Here is a 14725-nt window from a genome sequence, read left to right as displayed (position 1 = left end):
TCGAACCAACGCATGGCAGGATCAAAACCTGCTGCCTTACCGCTTGGCGACGCCCCTGTATCGGATGCAGCGTTAGCTGCTCTGACCATTCCAACTGAGTGACAACTGGGTTGTTGTCTTGGAATGCGCGGCACTTTAACAACATTCTTTGCACCTGGGAAGCCCCTTGCGCAAAAAAAATGCTTTAAAACAGCAGGTTAGTGTTTTGCCGGCCTTTCACACGCCGCAAAACGACCATCCGTCGCATTTAATCCGCTTGGCTTCAACACAATCGCATCGCGCCCTTCCAATCAGATAAGCCATTTGCATTGACCAAGGAGGATGCCATGCCCGTTTCCCACGACCTGTACCAGGACCTGCACTACCCCCGCGAGATCGTCCAGCAGCGCCGTCAACAGGACAAGACCCTTGACCGAATGCTCGACGAGTACGTCGACATCGACAACCAGGTACTGGCTGCCGAGGCGATTTCAGCAGGTAACTTTCAGGACGACGACCTGCGCCACCTCAAGGAGCGCCGGCTGGCCATCAAGTACATGATCGAGCGTCAGCTGGAACGCAAGGTTTGAGTTATCCGGCCAACTGATAGAAGCCCCGCACTTTTTCTATTGGTTAAAAGGGCCGACCTGGGGCAAGCTGCGCGCTGACCTTCCTGTGCCCAAGGAGCTTAGCTTTTGTCTGCCTGGATCCCCTCCCCCCTGCGCCAACTGGGCCAACGCCTGCGACCCGCCACCTCCAGCCAGAGCGAGCTGCTCGCATGGTTCGAAGACAAGGCGCGCAGCCGTGGCTATCAGCTCAGCGCGGGCCAGCGCCGGGTCATCCAGGCCATGGCCGAGCAGCTTGCCCGCCTGCCAGGCGAACCACGCAGCCTTTACTTGTACGGGTCGGTTGGCCGCGGCAAGAGCTGGCTGCTGGACGGTTTCTTCCAGGCAGTGCCGATCGAGGCAAAAAAACGCCTGCACTTCCATGATTTTTTTGCCCGCCTGCACCAGGGCATGCACCGTCACAGGCTGCTTGACGATGCCCTGGGCGCCACGCTGGACGCATTGCTGGGCGACTGCAAGGTGCTGTGTTTCGACGAATTCCATGTGCATGACATCGGTGATGCCATGCTGCTCACCCGCCTGTTCAATGCCTTGTTCGCGCGTGGCATCTTCGTGCTGGTGACTTCGAACTACGCACCCGAGGGCCTGCTGCCCAACCCGCTGTATCACGAGCGATTCCTGCCGGTGATCCGCCTGATCCATGGCCGCATGGAGGTCCTTGAAGTGGGCGGCGACACAGACTTTCGCAGCCTGCCGGCCAACCGCGAACACCAGCGCTTTACCCAGGGCCACTATGTATGGCCGGGCGATGCGGCCCAGCGCCTTGCGCTGAAGGTGCCGCCCGCGCACCCGCTCACGCTTGAGGTGAACAAACGCAACCTTCGCGCGCTCGCCAGTAACGGCAGGCTGGTGATGTTCGCCTTTGACGACCTGTGCGAGCAGCCCACAGCAGTGATCGATTATCTGCAGCTTGCCCAGCAATATGATGCCTGGATCATCGACGGGCTGGATGACCTCTCGGAGTGCTCATTGGCAGCGCAGCAGCGCTTCGTCAACCTGGTGGATGTGCTGTACGATCAGGACTGCCAGGTGACGGTGATCGGGCAGCGGCGGCTGGAAGAGAGCCTTGGCGGCACCATTGCCGACCTGATGCGCACCCGCAGCCGGCTGGGGCAGTTGCATCAGGTCGGCCCGCAGGATTTCATCGGCTGAACCCTCGCATTCACGCGCTATCCAGGCCAACCGGTCAGCCTGCCCTGGGCAGATCCGCCAGCACCGCTTCGATCTCTTTGAGCACCGCCGGATCATCCAGTGTCGAGGGCGGTACATACGCCTGGCCATCGGCAATTTTGCGCAGCACCGCCCGCAGGATCTTGCCCGAGCGGGTCTTGGGCAGCCGTTTCACCAAGCGCACCCGGTTGAAGCAGGCCAACGCGCCGATCGCTTCACGCACCCTGCCCACCAAGTCCACCAACAGTTGCGCCTCGGTAATGCCCTCCCCGTCCTTGAGCACTACCAGCGCCAAGGGCACCTGGCCCTTGATCTCGTCATGCACACCGATTACCGCGCATTCGGCCACCGCAGGGTGGCACGCCACCAGGTCCTCCATCTCGCCGGTGGAAAGGCGATGGCCAGAGACGTTGATCACATCATCGGTTCGCCCCATGATGTAGACGAAGCCATCGTCATCCAGGTAGCCACCATCACCGGTGTGGTAGTAACCCGGGTAAGTCTGCAGATAAGCCTGCAGGTAGCGCTCATGATCGCCCCACAAGGTCTGGCTGCAACCGGGCGGCAGCGGCAGAGCGATGACGATGGCGCCCTGATGGTTCGGGCCCAGCAAGTGCCCATCGTCATCCAGCACACGTACGTGATAACCCGGCACCGCGCGGTTGCTCGAACCCGGACGCGCCGCGCTGCCCTCCAGCCCCACGCATGGCGCGGTGACTGGCCAGCCGGTCTCGGTCTGCCACCAATGGTCGTGCACCGGCTTGCCGGTAACCCGCTCAAGCCATTGGTGGGTGCTTGAATCGAGCTTTTCCCCGGCCAGGAACAACTGGCGCAGCGAACTCAAGTCATGCCGGCGGATCAGCTCGCCATCCGGGTCCTCCTTGCGGATCGCCCGCATGGCGGTCGGTGCACAGAACAAGGCATTGACCCCATACTGCTCGACCACGCGCCAATAGGCCGACGCATCCGGGGTGCGGATCGGCTTGCCTTCGTAGAACACCGTGGTGCAGCCGCTCATCAGTGGCCCATAGACGATCAGCGAATGGCCGACCACCCAGCCCACATCGGAAATACCCCACCACACATCACCGGCCTGCATGCCGTAAATGTGGCGCATGGCATAACAGAGGGCGACCGCGTTGCCACCGTTCTCACGGACGATGCCCTTGGGTTTGCCCGTGGTACCGGAGGTGTACATGATGTAAAGCGGGTCTGCCGACTCCAGCTCGACCGCAGGCACCGGCTCGGCATTTACCAACGCTTGCTGCCAGTCAAGGTCGCGGTTTGGCTGCAACCGGGCGCTGGCCTGGGGCCGCTGCAGCACCAGCACGTGGCGCGGCTGATGGTGAGCCAGTTGCAGCGCGCGGTCGACCAGCGGCTTGTACTCGATCACCCGGTCGAATTCCAGGCCGCAGGACGCCGTCAGCAGCAGCGTTGGCCGCGCATCATCGATACGCAGGGCCAGCTCGTTGGCTGCAAAGCCACCGAACACCACCGAGTGCACCGCACCGATACGCGCGCAGGCGAGCATGGCCATGGCCGCCTGCGGCACCATCGGCATGTAGATGATCACCCCATCGCCTTTGCCCACCCCCAGCTGGCGTAGCAACCCGGCCAGGCGCGCCACCTCGTCACGCAGCTGGTTGTAGGTGAACGCCTGCTGCACACCGGTCACGGGGGAGTCGTAGATCAACGCCATCTGCTCGCCACGGCCCAGCTCGATTTGCCGATCGAGGGCCAGGTAGCAGCTGTTCAGGCGGCCGTCGGCGAACCAGCGATGGGTGCCGTCCGGGTTTTCCTGCAGCGTAAGGGTGGGTTTGCGGTACCAGGCCAGATGTTCGGCCTGTTCGGCCCAGAAGGCAGCAGGGTCGGTAATGGAATGGGCGTAGCTGTGCTGGTAGGTCATGTTGATGGCAACCCGGTACTTGTTGTTATTGAAGGGCGAGCCTTGAGTATGGACCGCCACGCACCGGCCGCCATGGGACTAAAGTCACAACGCATATGCAGATTTGCAGCGCGGGCGAAAGCGCCCCATAACGGTGCAAAGCCTCTAGAATAGGCAACCCTTCCCGCCACAGAGCAGCCCATGGATATCGAGCAGGCCCGAACCTTTCTGGAAGTCGTACGGTGCGGCAGCCTCGTCGCCGCCGCCGAGCGCCTGTTCGTGTCACAGACCGCCATCACCGCCCGCGTGCAGCGCCTCGAGCAGCAACTGGGCTGCCAGCTGTTCGTGCGTAGCCGCAACGGCGCCAGCCTGACCAGTGATGGCGAAGCCTTCGTCAGCTATGCCAACCAGCTGGTGCAGACGTGGGAGGCGGCGCGCCGTGACCTGCCGCTGCCCGAGGGCTGCCAGCAAGTGCTGCACGTAGGGGCAGAAGTGAGCCTGGGCAACCCGATGCTGCTCGACTGGGTCAGCGCCTTGCACTGCGCATTACCCAGCCACGCCATCCGCAGCGAGGTCAGCGACGGTGAGTCCTTGCTGCGCAAGGTAGAGATGGGCCTGCTGGACGCCGCACTGGTCTATCAGCCCACCTACGGCCCGGGCCTGCAGGTAGAGCAGTTGATGGAAGAGAAGCTGATCCGCATACGCCGGGTCGAGCAACCCGACCCGTACATCTACATCGACTGGGGCGAGGCCTTCCGCCGCCAGCACGACGCCGCCCTGCCCGACTGCGCGCGACCGGCGCTGAGCTTCAACCTCGGGCCGCTGGCCCTGCAGTTCATTCTCGACAAAGGCGGCAGCGGCTATTTCCGTACCCGCGTGGTGCAGGCGTATCTGGACAGCGGGGTATTCGAGCGGGTGCCGCAAGCCCCGGAGTTCACCTACCCGACCTTCCTTGTCTACCCGCGCAAGCGCGACAGCGAGGCCCTGCAACAGGCCTTTGCGGTGCTGCGCCGGCTGGTGGCCTCCGGCGCCAGCGATTGGTCACAACGCTGGGACCCGCTGATCTGAAACGCTGCCAGCGCCACTGAGCAACTGGCGCTTGAGGCCGGCGATCAGGTCGGTCTGGGTGATCACACCGACCAACTGGTCGCCATCGATCACCGGCAGGCAGTGCAGCCCTTGCTCGCACAGCAGGGGCAGCAGGCGTTGCAATGGGTGCTGGCTGCTGACACTGATGACCTGCCGGCTCATCACCTGCTCCATACGCACGGCCTTGCCCGCGAAAAGCCCCCGCCAGCTGAACCGGCCACGCTGCATGGCCGGGCCGAGCAGATCGCTGAGGCTGACGATACCCACCAGCTTGCCCTGTTGCAGCACCGGCAGGGTTTTCAGGTGATGACTGGCGAGCATCTTCCAGGCCTGTTCCAGGGTGGTGTCGGGGGCGGCGAACTGCACATCGCGGGACATCACCGAAGCTGCGCTGATCCCGCCCAGGCTACGCTGCAGGGCATGCTGCTCGGTGGCCAGGATGATGCGCTCCAGTTCATCGCGGGTGACGTCGACGAACTCACCCAACTCTTCCAACGCCTGATCCAGGTCCGCACCACTGACCCCGACCCGCTCGCTGGGCAACGGGTCGTGGGTGTGGTGCTGGTCCTTGCGTGGCGCAGCACCCTTGGGGTAATGCACGCCGGTCAAACGGTTGTAGACCACTGCCACCGTCACCAGAATCAGCGCGTTGAGCAACACGGGCTCCAGCAGGTGGTCGCCCAGCGCCGTCAGCCCTGAATCGGCCAGCACCGCGCTCACCGCAACACCGCCACCCGGCGGGTGCAGGCAGCGCAACAGGCACATCAGCAAAAGCGAGATGCCCAAGGCAGCCGCCGCAACCCACAGGTGGGGGCCGAACCCCTCGCGCATGGCAAGGCCCACTGCGCCCGCCAGCGCATAGCTGCCCAGCACTGGCCAGGGCTGGGCCAACGGCCCGGAATGCACGGCGAACACCAGCACTGCCGAAGCCGCAAGAGGGCCCAGCAGGTGCAAGGCGATGCCAGGCCCGTAGGCCATACCGGTCAACCAGCCAGCGAGGAACAAACCGAGCAGCGCGCCGATGCCGGCACGCAGCCATTGTTTTGGAGGAATATTCAGGGGCGACGGCAACAGCCGCTGCAGACGACTTTCGGAACGCGAGGCAGTCATTCAAGTAATCGTGTTTGTGGTTCTGATCAAAAGAAAGCCCAGCCGAACTGGCCTGGGCCCTAGGGGCTCCGTCCGTGGAGAGATGGAAACCGCAGGGTTTCGTCAGGGGATTGTGCCGCCCAGTGTCGGGCTTGGGCCAATTCAAAAAAATGCGGCTGTACTGCAGTTTTTTTGCAGTGCTGCTGCCGGCGACAGGGCCAGAGAGGGTCAGCGCACCTTGCGCGGTAAATCGATACTCACCCGCAACCCGCCCAAAGGGCTCTGGAGCAAGGCCAAAGACCCACCCCAGGCATCGACGATATCCCGCACGATTCCCAGCCCCAGGCCATGCCCATCCACTTGCTCATCCAGCCGCGAACCGCGCTCCAGCACCTGCAGGCGCTGGCTTTCAGGTATGCCCGGACCGTCATCGTCGACCCACACCTGATAGCCTTCGGTGGTCGGGGCTATGCCCAGGCGCACTTCGCTGTCAGCCCATTTGCAGGCGTTATCCAGCAGGTTGCCAAGCAGCTCCAGGAAGTCCTCCCGGTCCCAAGGCAGCAGTAACCCTGGCGGTACATCGCGCTCGAGCAGCAAGCCTTCGCCATGGATCATGCCCAAGGTGGCGAGCAACCCCGGAAGCTCGGTATCGCAGTCAAATTGAGCGCCAGGCAGCGCATCCCCGGCCAGGCGCGCCCGGTTCAGTTCGCGTGCCAGGCGCTGCTGGATCTGCTCCAGTTGCTCGCGCAGTTGCGCACGCACTTCGGGCAAGCCATTCAGGCGCTCGCTGGACGCCAGGCTCAGCAGCACCGCCAATGGCGTCTTCAATGCATGACCCAGGTTGCCCAACGCGTTGCGCGAACGGCGCAGGCTGTCTTCGGTATGGCTGAGCAGATGATTGATCTGGCCCACCAGTGGTGCCAGTTCGCTGGGCACTTGGGCATCGAGCTGCGAGCGCTGGCCTTGCTGCAATTGAGCAATCTGCTGACGCGCCCGCTCCAGCGGGCGCAACGAGCGGGTGACGGTGATGCGCTGCAGCACCAGCACCAGGATCAGCGCCACCAGACCCATCCCCAGGCCGATCTGCTGCAGGCGCCGGAACCCCTCGCGCACAGGCGAGTAATCCTGGGCGACGCTGATCGAAATGTCCTGGCCCAGCCGCCGGTAATCGGCACGCAGCGCAAGCAACTGCTGGCCTTCCGGGCCCAGCTCGTGGCTATCGGAGAGACCGGGCGCGGCCGGTTTCGGCATGTCCAGGTCCCATAAAGAGCGCGAGCGCCAGGTGCCCTTGTCGAAATCGATGCGGAAGTAGTAACCGGAAAACGGCCGTTGATAGGCGGCGGAAATGCGCCGCTCATCCAACTGCAACCCCGAAGGCCCGCGCACCAGCGCCACCAGCAGGTTCTCGCTTTCCTTGCGCAGGCCGTTTTCCAGATAGCGCTGCAAACCGGCCTCGAACAACCACAAGGTAAGCTGCGCAAGCACCACCCCGACCACCACCAATACGGCTACAAGGCCCAGGCTCAAGCGTGCCTGAATCGATTTCACCCGGTGCTCCCGGCGTAGATGTAGCCTTGCCCGCGGCGGGTCTCGATGACACTGCGGCCCAGCTTGCGGCGCAAATGGTTGACGTGCACTTCGAGCACGTTGGAGTCACGCTCGGTTTCACCGTCGTACAAGTGCTCGGCCAGGTGGCTCTTGGAGAGGATCTGTTGAGGGTGCAGCATGAAGTAACGCAACAGGCGGAACTCCGCAGCGGTCAGCTGGATGTCCACCCCCTCGCGGCTCACGCACTGGCGGCTTTCGTCCAGGTGCAACCCGGCGGCTTCAAGACGGGGCTGGTTGGCAAGGCCCTTCGCCCGGCGCAGCAGCGCCTGAATGCGCAACTGCAGCTCTTCAGGGTGGAAGGGCTTGCTCAGGTAGTCGTCGGCGCCAGCCTTCAACCCCTCGATGCGCTCGGCCCATGAGCCTCGCGCGGTCAGGATCAGCACCGGCGTGGCCAGACCTGCGGCACGCCACTGCGCCAGCACGTCCAGCCCCGGCAACCCCGGCAGGCCGAGGTCCAGAATGATCAAGTCGTAGGGTTCGCTCTGGCCCTGGTATACCGCGTCCCGGCCGTCGGCCAGCCAGTCCACGGCATAGCCCTGGCGCTGCAGGCCAGCGATCAGTTCGTCAGCCAGGGGAACGTTGTCCTCGACAAGCAACAGGCGCATTCAGTCGTCTTCCTCGTCTTTGAGCAGGGCACCCGTGCTGGCATCGAGTTTGATCTCGCGCACCACGCCTTCGGTGGTCAGCAGCTCGACTTCGTATTCGTAGCGATCATCGTCTTCTTCCAGCTCCGCCTCCAGCAACCGCGCCCCGGGGTGGCGCCCCAGGGCGGTCTCGAGCAATTGCTCGAGCGGCAGAATCACGCCTTTCTGGCGCAACTGCAGGGCCTCATCCTGATCCAGGTCGCGAGCAACGGCCAAGGAGCAGACGGCCAGCAGCGAGAGCGCCAGGTAGCGCGCCGACCGGGTCAAGTGGATCATCAGCGGTCCTGTTCGTCCTTCAGCACTTCACCGGTCTTGGCGTCCAGGTCAACGTCCCATTCGACGTTCTGGGTGTCACGCATCTCGACCTTGTAGATGTAGCGACCGTATTCGTTTTCCAGCTCCGAATCGGTGACGGTGGCGCCCGGGTGCTTGGCAACGGCAGTGGCCTTGAGCTCATCCAGCGACTTGATGGTCTTGGCATTCACCAGCTTGACCACTTCGTCAGGCTGGACGTCCTTGGCCAGGGCGACGTTGGCACCGAAAGCAAGCGCAGCGGCAGTGAACAAGGCAGTCAGGGTTTTCATCAGGTTCTCTCCATCGAGGTGTGCAATTTGTCTACGGAGTTAAGATTATCCACCGGTCCTTAACTCAACCTGAAAATAGCTGGCGCCATGATAGCGCAGCGCATCAACCAGCGACTCCCTATAATGGCCCTCCTGTGAGTTGCGAGGCCGTCCATGAGCGCCATCCATATCAAGTACCCGGCTCTGACCCTGAAGGCCGGCAAACGTGCCCTGCAGCAGATCCGCGAACGCGGGCTGCAGGCAGCGGACGTCGGTGTGGTGCCAGGCGCCGCTGGCGGGCCCAAGCCGCTGGGGATTCAGGGATTGGACCTGGCGCTGTTTGGCGAGTGGCTGCCATCGGCCCCTCGCCAGCGGGCATTGATTGGCGCATCGATCGGCTCCTGGCGTTTCGCCAGCGCCTGCCTTGACGACCCGGTCGCAGGCATCCGCCGCCTCGGCGAGCTGTATACCGAACAGGACTTCGCCAAAGGTGTGACCGCAGCCCAGATCAGCCGCAGTTGCCAGCAGATGCTCGACGACCTGCTGCAAGGGCGCGATGGGCAGATCCTGGCAAACCCGTACTACCGCCTGAACATCCTGGTGGTGAAGAGCCACGGCCATCTTGCCCACGACCACCGCGGCCGGTTGGGGATGGGGCTGGGCTCGGTGATCGCCAGCAATCTGCTGGGGCGCTCACGCCTGGGCCGGCATTTCGAACGGGTCATCCTGCACGATGAGCGTGCCGCCCCGCCGCTGGATCAACTCACAGACTTTCCCTCACGCTACCTGCCACTGGGCCAGGGCAACCTGCGCCACGCCCTGCTCGCGTCCGGCTCGATCCCGATGGTCATGGAAGGCGTGCGCGACATCCCCGGTGCGGGTGCGGGCACCTACCGCGACGGCGGTTTGCTCGACTATCACCTCGACCTGCCATACCGCGGCGACGACCTGGTGCTTTACCCGCATTTCACCGACAAGGTCGTGCCTGGCTGGTTCGACAAAGCGCTACCATGGCGCAAGGGCGATGCCACACGCCTGCGCAATGTACTGCTGGTAACGCCGTCACCGCAGTACCTGGCCGCACTGCCCTTCGGCAAGCTGCCCGACCGCAACGACTTCAAGCGTTTCATGGGCGATGCACCCAGCCGCAAACGCTACTGGTACCAGGCCATTGCCGAAAGCCAGCGGCTGGGTGACGAACTGCTGGAGCTGATCGCCACCGGGCGGCTGCACGAACGCCTGCAAGCCTTGTAGCGACCATGCTGGTAGACTGCGCGCATCTTCGATACACACAGAGTTCTGACCGTGGAAATCTTTAAGGAATTTACCTTCGAATCGGCCCACCGCCTGCCTAACGTCCCGGCCGGGCACAAATGCGGCCGCCTGCATGGCCACTCGTTCAAGGTCGGCCTGCATCTGACCGGCCCGCTTGACCCGCATACCGGCTGGATCCGCGACTTTTCCGAGATCAAGGCGATCTTCAAGCCGATCTACGAGCAGTTGGACCACAACTACCTCAACGATATTCCAGGCCTGGAAAACCCCACCAGCGAGGTCATCGCCAAGTGGATCTGGGAGCAGGTCAAGCCGCTGCTGCCGGAGCTGTCCAAGGTGCGTATTCATGAAACCTGCACCAGCGGCTGCGAATACAGCGGCGATTGACTGGCGCTGCGCTACACGAGCACGGGGTCAAGCCTTGGCAACGAGCGGACGAGGGTGAGGCGGCACACAAGGGTTAGACACCTGCAGGCTGAACTGGCCACGCTCGCCTCGACGGTTGTTGAGGTATGCAACCCGCTCCACCCGTCGCCTCACTTGCCGACCGTCTGCGCTATAGAGCTTCAGGTTCAACAGCACTTGCCCTTCTTGCAACTCCTGTGGATCCAGGCCAGGGATATGCCACAGTGGCGTTCGCCGCCCGGCGGTCAGCTTGTACAGTGCCGTCTCCAGATCGACAGGCGGGTCGGCGGGTAGCACCACGGATGTCCCGAAGGGGTCTCGCAACGCCAGACTGGCGGGGTCGTCCTTGCACACACCGGCATCCGAACGCGCCGGGTAAAAGCCCAGATAACCGTTCCGACTGACGTCGAGCCAGTATTCCAGTGAAGGCCAACGGTCGACATTATTGCCCTCATATGCCGGGCGGATCTCGTAAACGAAGCCTGTTGCAAGTCGATAGACACCAAACCAGAAAGCGTCACAAAACGCACGCTTACGAGCCTCGCGCCCCCATAGCGAGTCAATCAGGAGCGATTGCAACATTTCCTCGCCGTAGTCCAGGCTGGTCATCAGCCAACCATCGTCACCGTTCCAGTCATCGAATTCGACCCAGAACGGCCGGGTGATTTCATCATCGTCAATCTGGGCGGCCCGCAATGGTGCATCCAGCAATTGCCAGCGGCATGTCGCGGTAAAACTCAGCAGCGGTTCAAAACAAAGCTCCGCCATCATCCAAACTCCCTACGCTCGATAAAAAACGCACAGTGGCGCCTTTTCAAGGCAGGGGGCAGGAAGAAGGCTTACCTCAGTTCGGTACGCAGGAACCCCGGCGCGATATAGCGCTGGTAATGCGCCTCGGACAATAAAAAGAATTCGCGGTCGATGGCATCGCGCAACTGCGGCAGCTCCCAGTCCCGAAACTCGGGCAGCAACGCCATCCCGTACGCTTCCAGGTCGCGAATCAGGCGGGCACCGCGTGCAATCAGCTGATACGCCCAACAATACTCAGACTGCTGCTCGACAAAGCGGATGGAGCGCTGCTGCAGCTGCTGACGCAGCAGGTTCGTATCGAACACTTCCAGCTTGGCCATCATCACCTGCACCAGCAACTGTTCCAGGCGCAGCAAAACGGCACGCTTGTGATCGTCGTCGTAAGCGTTCCAGTGGATGACTTCGTGATGGAAACGCTTGCAGCCACGGCACACCGTGTCTCCATACACCGTGGAGCAAAGGCCGACGCAAGGGGTCTTGATGGACTGGTTGGGCATGGAAAAACAACGGCTTGGCGGTGGAACACAGGCCCATGTTAGCCCTTTGTCTAACCAGGGTCACTCGTTAAAGTCATGTTCGCCGCCTTACCTTCTGCGACAATTTGCCGTAGAATCATCCCGCCTTTTCAAGGCAACAATGTCCGTTGGAAGCTGTTTTCAAAGCGTCACGAGCACAGTTGATCCGGTAGAACGGCGTTGGCCCGGGCCATGCACCCCTCGCATGCCCGCGCCAGCCCTCATCAGCCCCCGTTCTGCAGGCGTAAAACTTTGAAAGCAGCTTCTGTAAGGATTCTCTGCGACCCTGGCTGGGCGGCCCAAGAAGCCGTGATGGCGCATGGGTGCAGAGAATGCTGGATGAGCGTCCCGGACTCCCTTTAGGGACCACTGATGAGGGTAATAACTGTGCTTGAAGCCTACCGCAAACACATCGAAGAGCGTGCCGCCCTGGGTATCGTGCCCCAGCCGCTGAACGCCGAACAAACCGCAGGCCTGGTCGAGCTGCTGAAAAACCCGCCGGCCGGCGAAGAAGCCTTCCTCGTAGACCTGATCACCCACCGCGTTCCACCAGGAGTCGACGAAGCTGCCTACGTCAAGGCCGCTTTCCTGTCTGCCGTGGCCAAGGGTGAAGCCAACTCGCCACTGATCGACCGCAAGCACGCTACCGAGCTGCTGGGCACCATGCAGGGCGGCTACAACATCGAAACGCTGGTCGCGCTGCTGGATGACGCCGAACTGGGCGCCGTCGCGGCCGAAAAGCTCAAGCACACCCTGCTGATGTTCGATGCCTTCCACGACGTGGCCGAAAAAGCCAAGGCGGGCAACGCTCACGCCAAGGCCGTGCTGGAATCCTGGGCTGCCGGCGAGTGGTTCACCTCGCGTCCGGCCATCGCCGACAAGTACACCCTGACCGTGTTCAAGGTGCCGGGCGAAACCAACACTGACGACCTGTCCCCTGCCCCGGACGCCTGGTCGCGCCCTGACATCCCGCTGCACGCCTTGGCCATGCTGAAAATGGCCCGCGACGGCATCGAGCCGCAGCAGCCGGGCTCGGTCGGCCCGCTGGCGCAGATCGAAGCGGTCAAGGCCAAAGGCTTCCCGGTCGCCTACGTCGGTGACGTGGTCGGTACCGGTTCTTCGCGCAAATCCGCCACCAACTCGGTGCTGTGGTTCTTCGGCGACGACATCCCGTACGTGCCGAACAAGCGCGCCGGTGGCTTCTGCTTCGGCACCAAGATCGCCCCGATCTTCTACAACACCATGGAAGACGCCGGTGCCCTGCCGATCGAATTCGACTGCACCAACCTGGGCATGGGCGACGTCATCGACGTCTACCCGTACAAAGGTGAAGTACGCCGTCACGACAGCGACGAGCTGGTCACCAGCTTCGAGCTGAAAACCGAAGTACTGCTGGATGAAGTCCGCGCTGGCGGCCGTATCCCGCTGATCGTCGGCCGTGGCCTGACCGAAAAAGCCCGTACCGAGCTGGGCCTGGGTGCATCCGACCTGTTCAAGAAGCCAGAGCAGCCTGCCGATTCCGGCAAGGGCTTCACCCTGGCTCAGAAAATGGTCGGCCGTGCCTGCGGCCTGCCCGAAGGCCAGGGCGTGCGCCCAGGTGCTTACTGCGAGCCGAAGATGACCACCGTCGGCTCCCAGGACACCACTGGCCCGATGACCCGCGATGAGCTCAAAGACCTGGCGTGCCTGGGCTTCTCCGCTGACCTGGTGATGCAGTCGTTCTGCCACACCGCGGCCTATCCGAAGCCGATCGACGTCACTACCCACCACACCCTGCCAGACTTCATCCGCACCCGTGGCGGCGTGTCGCTGCGCCCAGGCGACGGCATCATCCACAGCTGGCTGAACCGCATGCTGATGCCTGACACCGTCGGTACCGGTGGTGACTCGCACACCCGTTTCCCGATCGGCATCTCGTTCCCGGCCGGTTCCGGCCTGGTGGCCTTCGCTGCCGCCACCGGCGTCATGCCGCTGGACATGCCAGAGTCGATCCTGGTGCGCTTCAAGGGCAAACTGCAGCCAGGCATCACCCTGCGTGACCTGGTGCATGCCATCCCTTACTACGCCATCCAGCAGGGCCTGCTGACCGTCGAGAAGAAAGGCAAGAAAAACGCCTTCTCCGGCCGCATCCTGGAAATCGAAGGCCTGGACGAACTGACCGTCGAGCAAGCGTTCGAACTGTCCGACGCCTCGGCAGAGCGTTCCGCTGCCGGCTGCACCATCAAACTGCCGGAAAAGGCCATCGCCGAGTACCTGAAGTCGAACATCACCCTGCTGCGCTGGATGATCGGCGAAGGCTACGGCGATGCCCGCACCCTGGAGCGTCGCGCCCAGGCCATGGAAGCCTGGCTGGCCAAGCCTGAGCTGCTGTCGGCTGACGCCGATGCCGAATACGCCGAAATCATCGAAATCGACCTGGCCGACGTCAAGGAGCCTGTGCTCTGCGCGCCGAACGACCCGGACGACGCCCGCCTGCTGTCGTCGGTACAGGGCGAGAAGATCGACGAAGTGTTCATCGGTTCGTGCATGACCAACATTGGTCACTTCCGCGCTGCCGGCAAGCTGCTGGAGAAGGTCAAGGGCGGTATTCCGACTCGTCTGTGGCTGGCTCCGCCCACCAAGATGGACGCCCACCAGCTGACCGAAGAAGGCTACTACGGCATCTACGGCAAGGCCGGTGCGCGCATGGAAATGCCAGGCTGCTCGCTGTGCATGGGTAACCAGGCACGTGTGCAGACCGGTTCGACCGTGGTCTCCACGTCGACCCGTAACTTCCCGAACCGCCTGGGCGACGCCACCAACGTCTACCTGGCATCGGCCGAGCTGGCTGCTGTCGCATCGATCATCGGCAAGCTGCCGACCGTCGAGGAGTACATGCAGTACGCGAAAGACATCGACAGCATGGCTGCCGACGTTTACCGCTACCTGAGCTTCGACCAGATCGCCGAGTTCCGCGAAGCTGCGGCCAACGCCAAGATCCCGGTTGTTCAAGCGTAATCAGCGGTACGCTACAAGAAAAAACCCCGGCATCAATGCCGGGGTTTTTTGCTTTTGCTCGCCTCAGATC

General features: G+C 62.8%; 14 protein-coding genes. 6 read left to right on the top strand and 8 right to left on the bottom strand.

Features of this window, described 5'->3' with window-relative positions; translation table 11 throughout:
- Window positions 1-326 precede the first annotated feature (326 nt).
- Window positions 327-569, top strand: coding sequence for a hypothetical protein (locus BLX42_RS16955; protein WP_039602799.1), 243 nt, complete (start codon window positions 327-329; stop codon window positions 567-569).
- 105 nt (window positions 570-674) lie between these two features.
- The gene (zapE, locus tag BLX42_RS16950; RefSeq protein ID WP_161872223.1) at window positions 675-1757 is read left to right on the top strand and encodes a cell division protein ZapE; all 1083 of its coding nucleotides are present in this window, start codon (window positions 675-677) and stop codon (window positions 1755-1757) included.
- 34 nt (window positions 1758-1791) lie between these two features.
- Here zapE and BLX42_RS16945 read toward each other — a convergent pair whose 3' ends face one another.
- Entirely contained in the window at window positions 1792-3681 is a 1890-nt protein-coding gene (locus tag BLX42_RS16945; RefSeq protein ID WP_161872224.1) for a propionyl-CoA synthetase, read from the bottom strand.
- A gap of 180 nt (window positions 3682-3861) precedes the next feature.
- Between BLX42_RS16945 and BLX42_RS16940 the strand changes: the two genes are divergently transcribed.
- The gene (locus tag BLX42_RS16940; protein ID WP_039602801.1) at window positions 3862-4728 is read left to right on the top strand and encodes a LysR family transcriptional regulator; all 867 of its coding nucleotides are present in this window, start codon (window positions 3862-3864) and stop codon (window positions 4726-4728) included.
- Here BLX42_RS16940 and BLX42_RS16935 read toward each other — a convergent pair.
- The 5 genes from BLX42_RS16935 to BLX42_RS16915 form a co-directional block, all read right to left on the bottom strand.
- Entirely contained in the window at window positions 4702-5859 is a 1158-nt protein-coding gene (locus tag BLX42_RS16935) for an HPP family protein (RefSeq protein WP_161872222.1), read from the bottom strand. The genes BLX42_RS16940 and BLX42_RS16935 overlap by 27 nt on opposite strands.
- A gap of 207 nt (window positions 5860-6066) precedes the next feature.
- The gene (locus BLX42_RS16930; RefSeq protein WP_115275349.1) at window positions 6067-7386 is read right to left on the bottom strand and encodes a sensor histidine kinase; all 1320 of its coding nucleotides are present in this window, start codon (window positions 7384-7386) and stop codon (window positions 6067-6069) included.
- Window positions 7383-8051, bottom strand: a complete 669-nt coding sequence (locus tag BLX42_RS16925; RefSeq protein WP_161872221.1) for a response regulator transcription factor — start codon at window positions 8049-8051, stop codon at window positions 7383-7385. Before BLX42_RS16925 ends, BLX42_RS16930 begins: the two co-directional genes overlap by 4 nt.
- A complete protein-coding gene (locus BLX42_RS16920) occupies window positions 8052-8366 on the bottom strand; it encodes a PepSY domain-containing protein (RefSeq protein ID WP_012313687.1) in 315 nt (104 codons plus the stop codon). It lies immediately after the preceding gene.
- Entirely contained in the window at window positions 8366-8674 is a 309-nt protein-coding gene (locus BLX42_RS16915; protein ID WP_046787304.1) for a PepSY domain-containing protein, read from the bottom strand. The genes BLX42_RS16920 and BLX42_RS16915 overlap by 1 nt, the downstream gene beginning before the upstream one ends.
- Window positions 8675-8827: 153 nt before the next feature.
- On the opposite strand from BLX42_RS16915, the gene BLX42_RS16910 reads away from it, so the two are divergent.
- Both BLX42_RS16910 and queD read left to right on the top strand, forming a co-directional pair.
- Window positions 8828-9907: a patatin-like phospholipase family protein gene (locus BLX42_RS16910; RefSeq protein ID WP_125923219.1), complete on the top strand. Its 1080-nt coding sequence runs from the start codon at window positions 8828-8830 to the stop codon at window positions 9905-9907.
- A gap of 51 nt (window positions 9908-9958) precedes the next feature.
- Window positions 9959-10315 carry a 6-carboxytetrahydropterin synthase QueD gene (gene queD, locus BLX42_RS16905; protein ID WP_012313684.1) on the top strand — a complete coding sequence of 119 codons (357 nt, stop codon included), beginning with the start codon at window positions 9959-9961 and terminating at the stop codon, window positions 10313-10315.
- A 27-nt stretch (window positions 10316-10342) separates the two neighbouring features.
- Here queD and BLX42_RS16900 read toward each other — a convergent pair whose 3' ends face one another.
- Together BLX42_RS16900 and BLX42_RS16895 are read right to left on the bottom strand one after the other, a co-directional pair.
- Window positions 10343-11104: a hypothetical protein gene (locus BLX42_RS16900; protein WP_161872220.1), complete on the bottom strand. Its 762-nt coding sequence runs from the start codon at window positions 11102-11104 to the stop codon at window positions 10343-10345.
- Window positions 11105-11172: 68 nt separating this feature from the next.
- Window positions 11173-11640 (bottom strand): DUF1289 domain-containing protein, encoded by a 468-nt coding sequence (locus BLX42_RS16895; protein ID WP_046787307.1) that lies wholly within the window; start codon window positions 11638-11640, stop codon window positions 11173-11175.
- 405 nt (window positions 11641-12045) lie between these two features.
- Between BLX42_RS16895 and acnB the strand changes: the two genes are divergently transcribed.
- Window positions 12046-14655, top strand: coding sequence for a bifunctional aconitate hydratase 2/2-methylisocitrate dehydratase (gene acnB, locus BLX42_RS16890; protein ID WP_046787308.1), 2610 nt, complete (start codon window positions 12046-12048; stop codon window positions 14653-14655).
- Window positions 14656-14725 lie beyond the last annotated feature (70 nt).

It is taken from the genome of Pseudomonas sp. SG-MS2 (assembly GCF_009933855.1).
GTDB classification, from domain to species: Bacteria; Pseudomonadota; Gammaproteobacteria; order Pseudomonadales; family Pseudomonadaceae; genus Aquipseudomonas; species Aquipseudomonas putida_E.
This window is presented reverse-complemented; position numbering and strand designations above follow the sequence as displayed.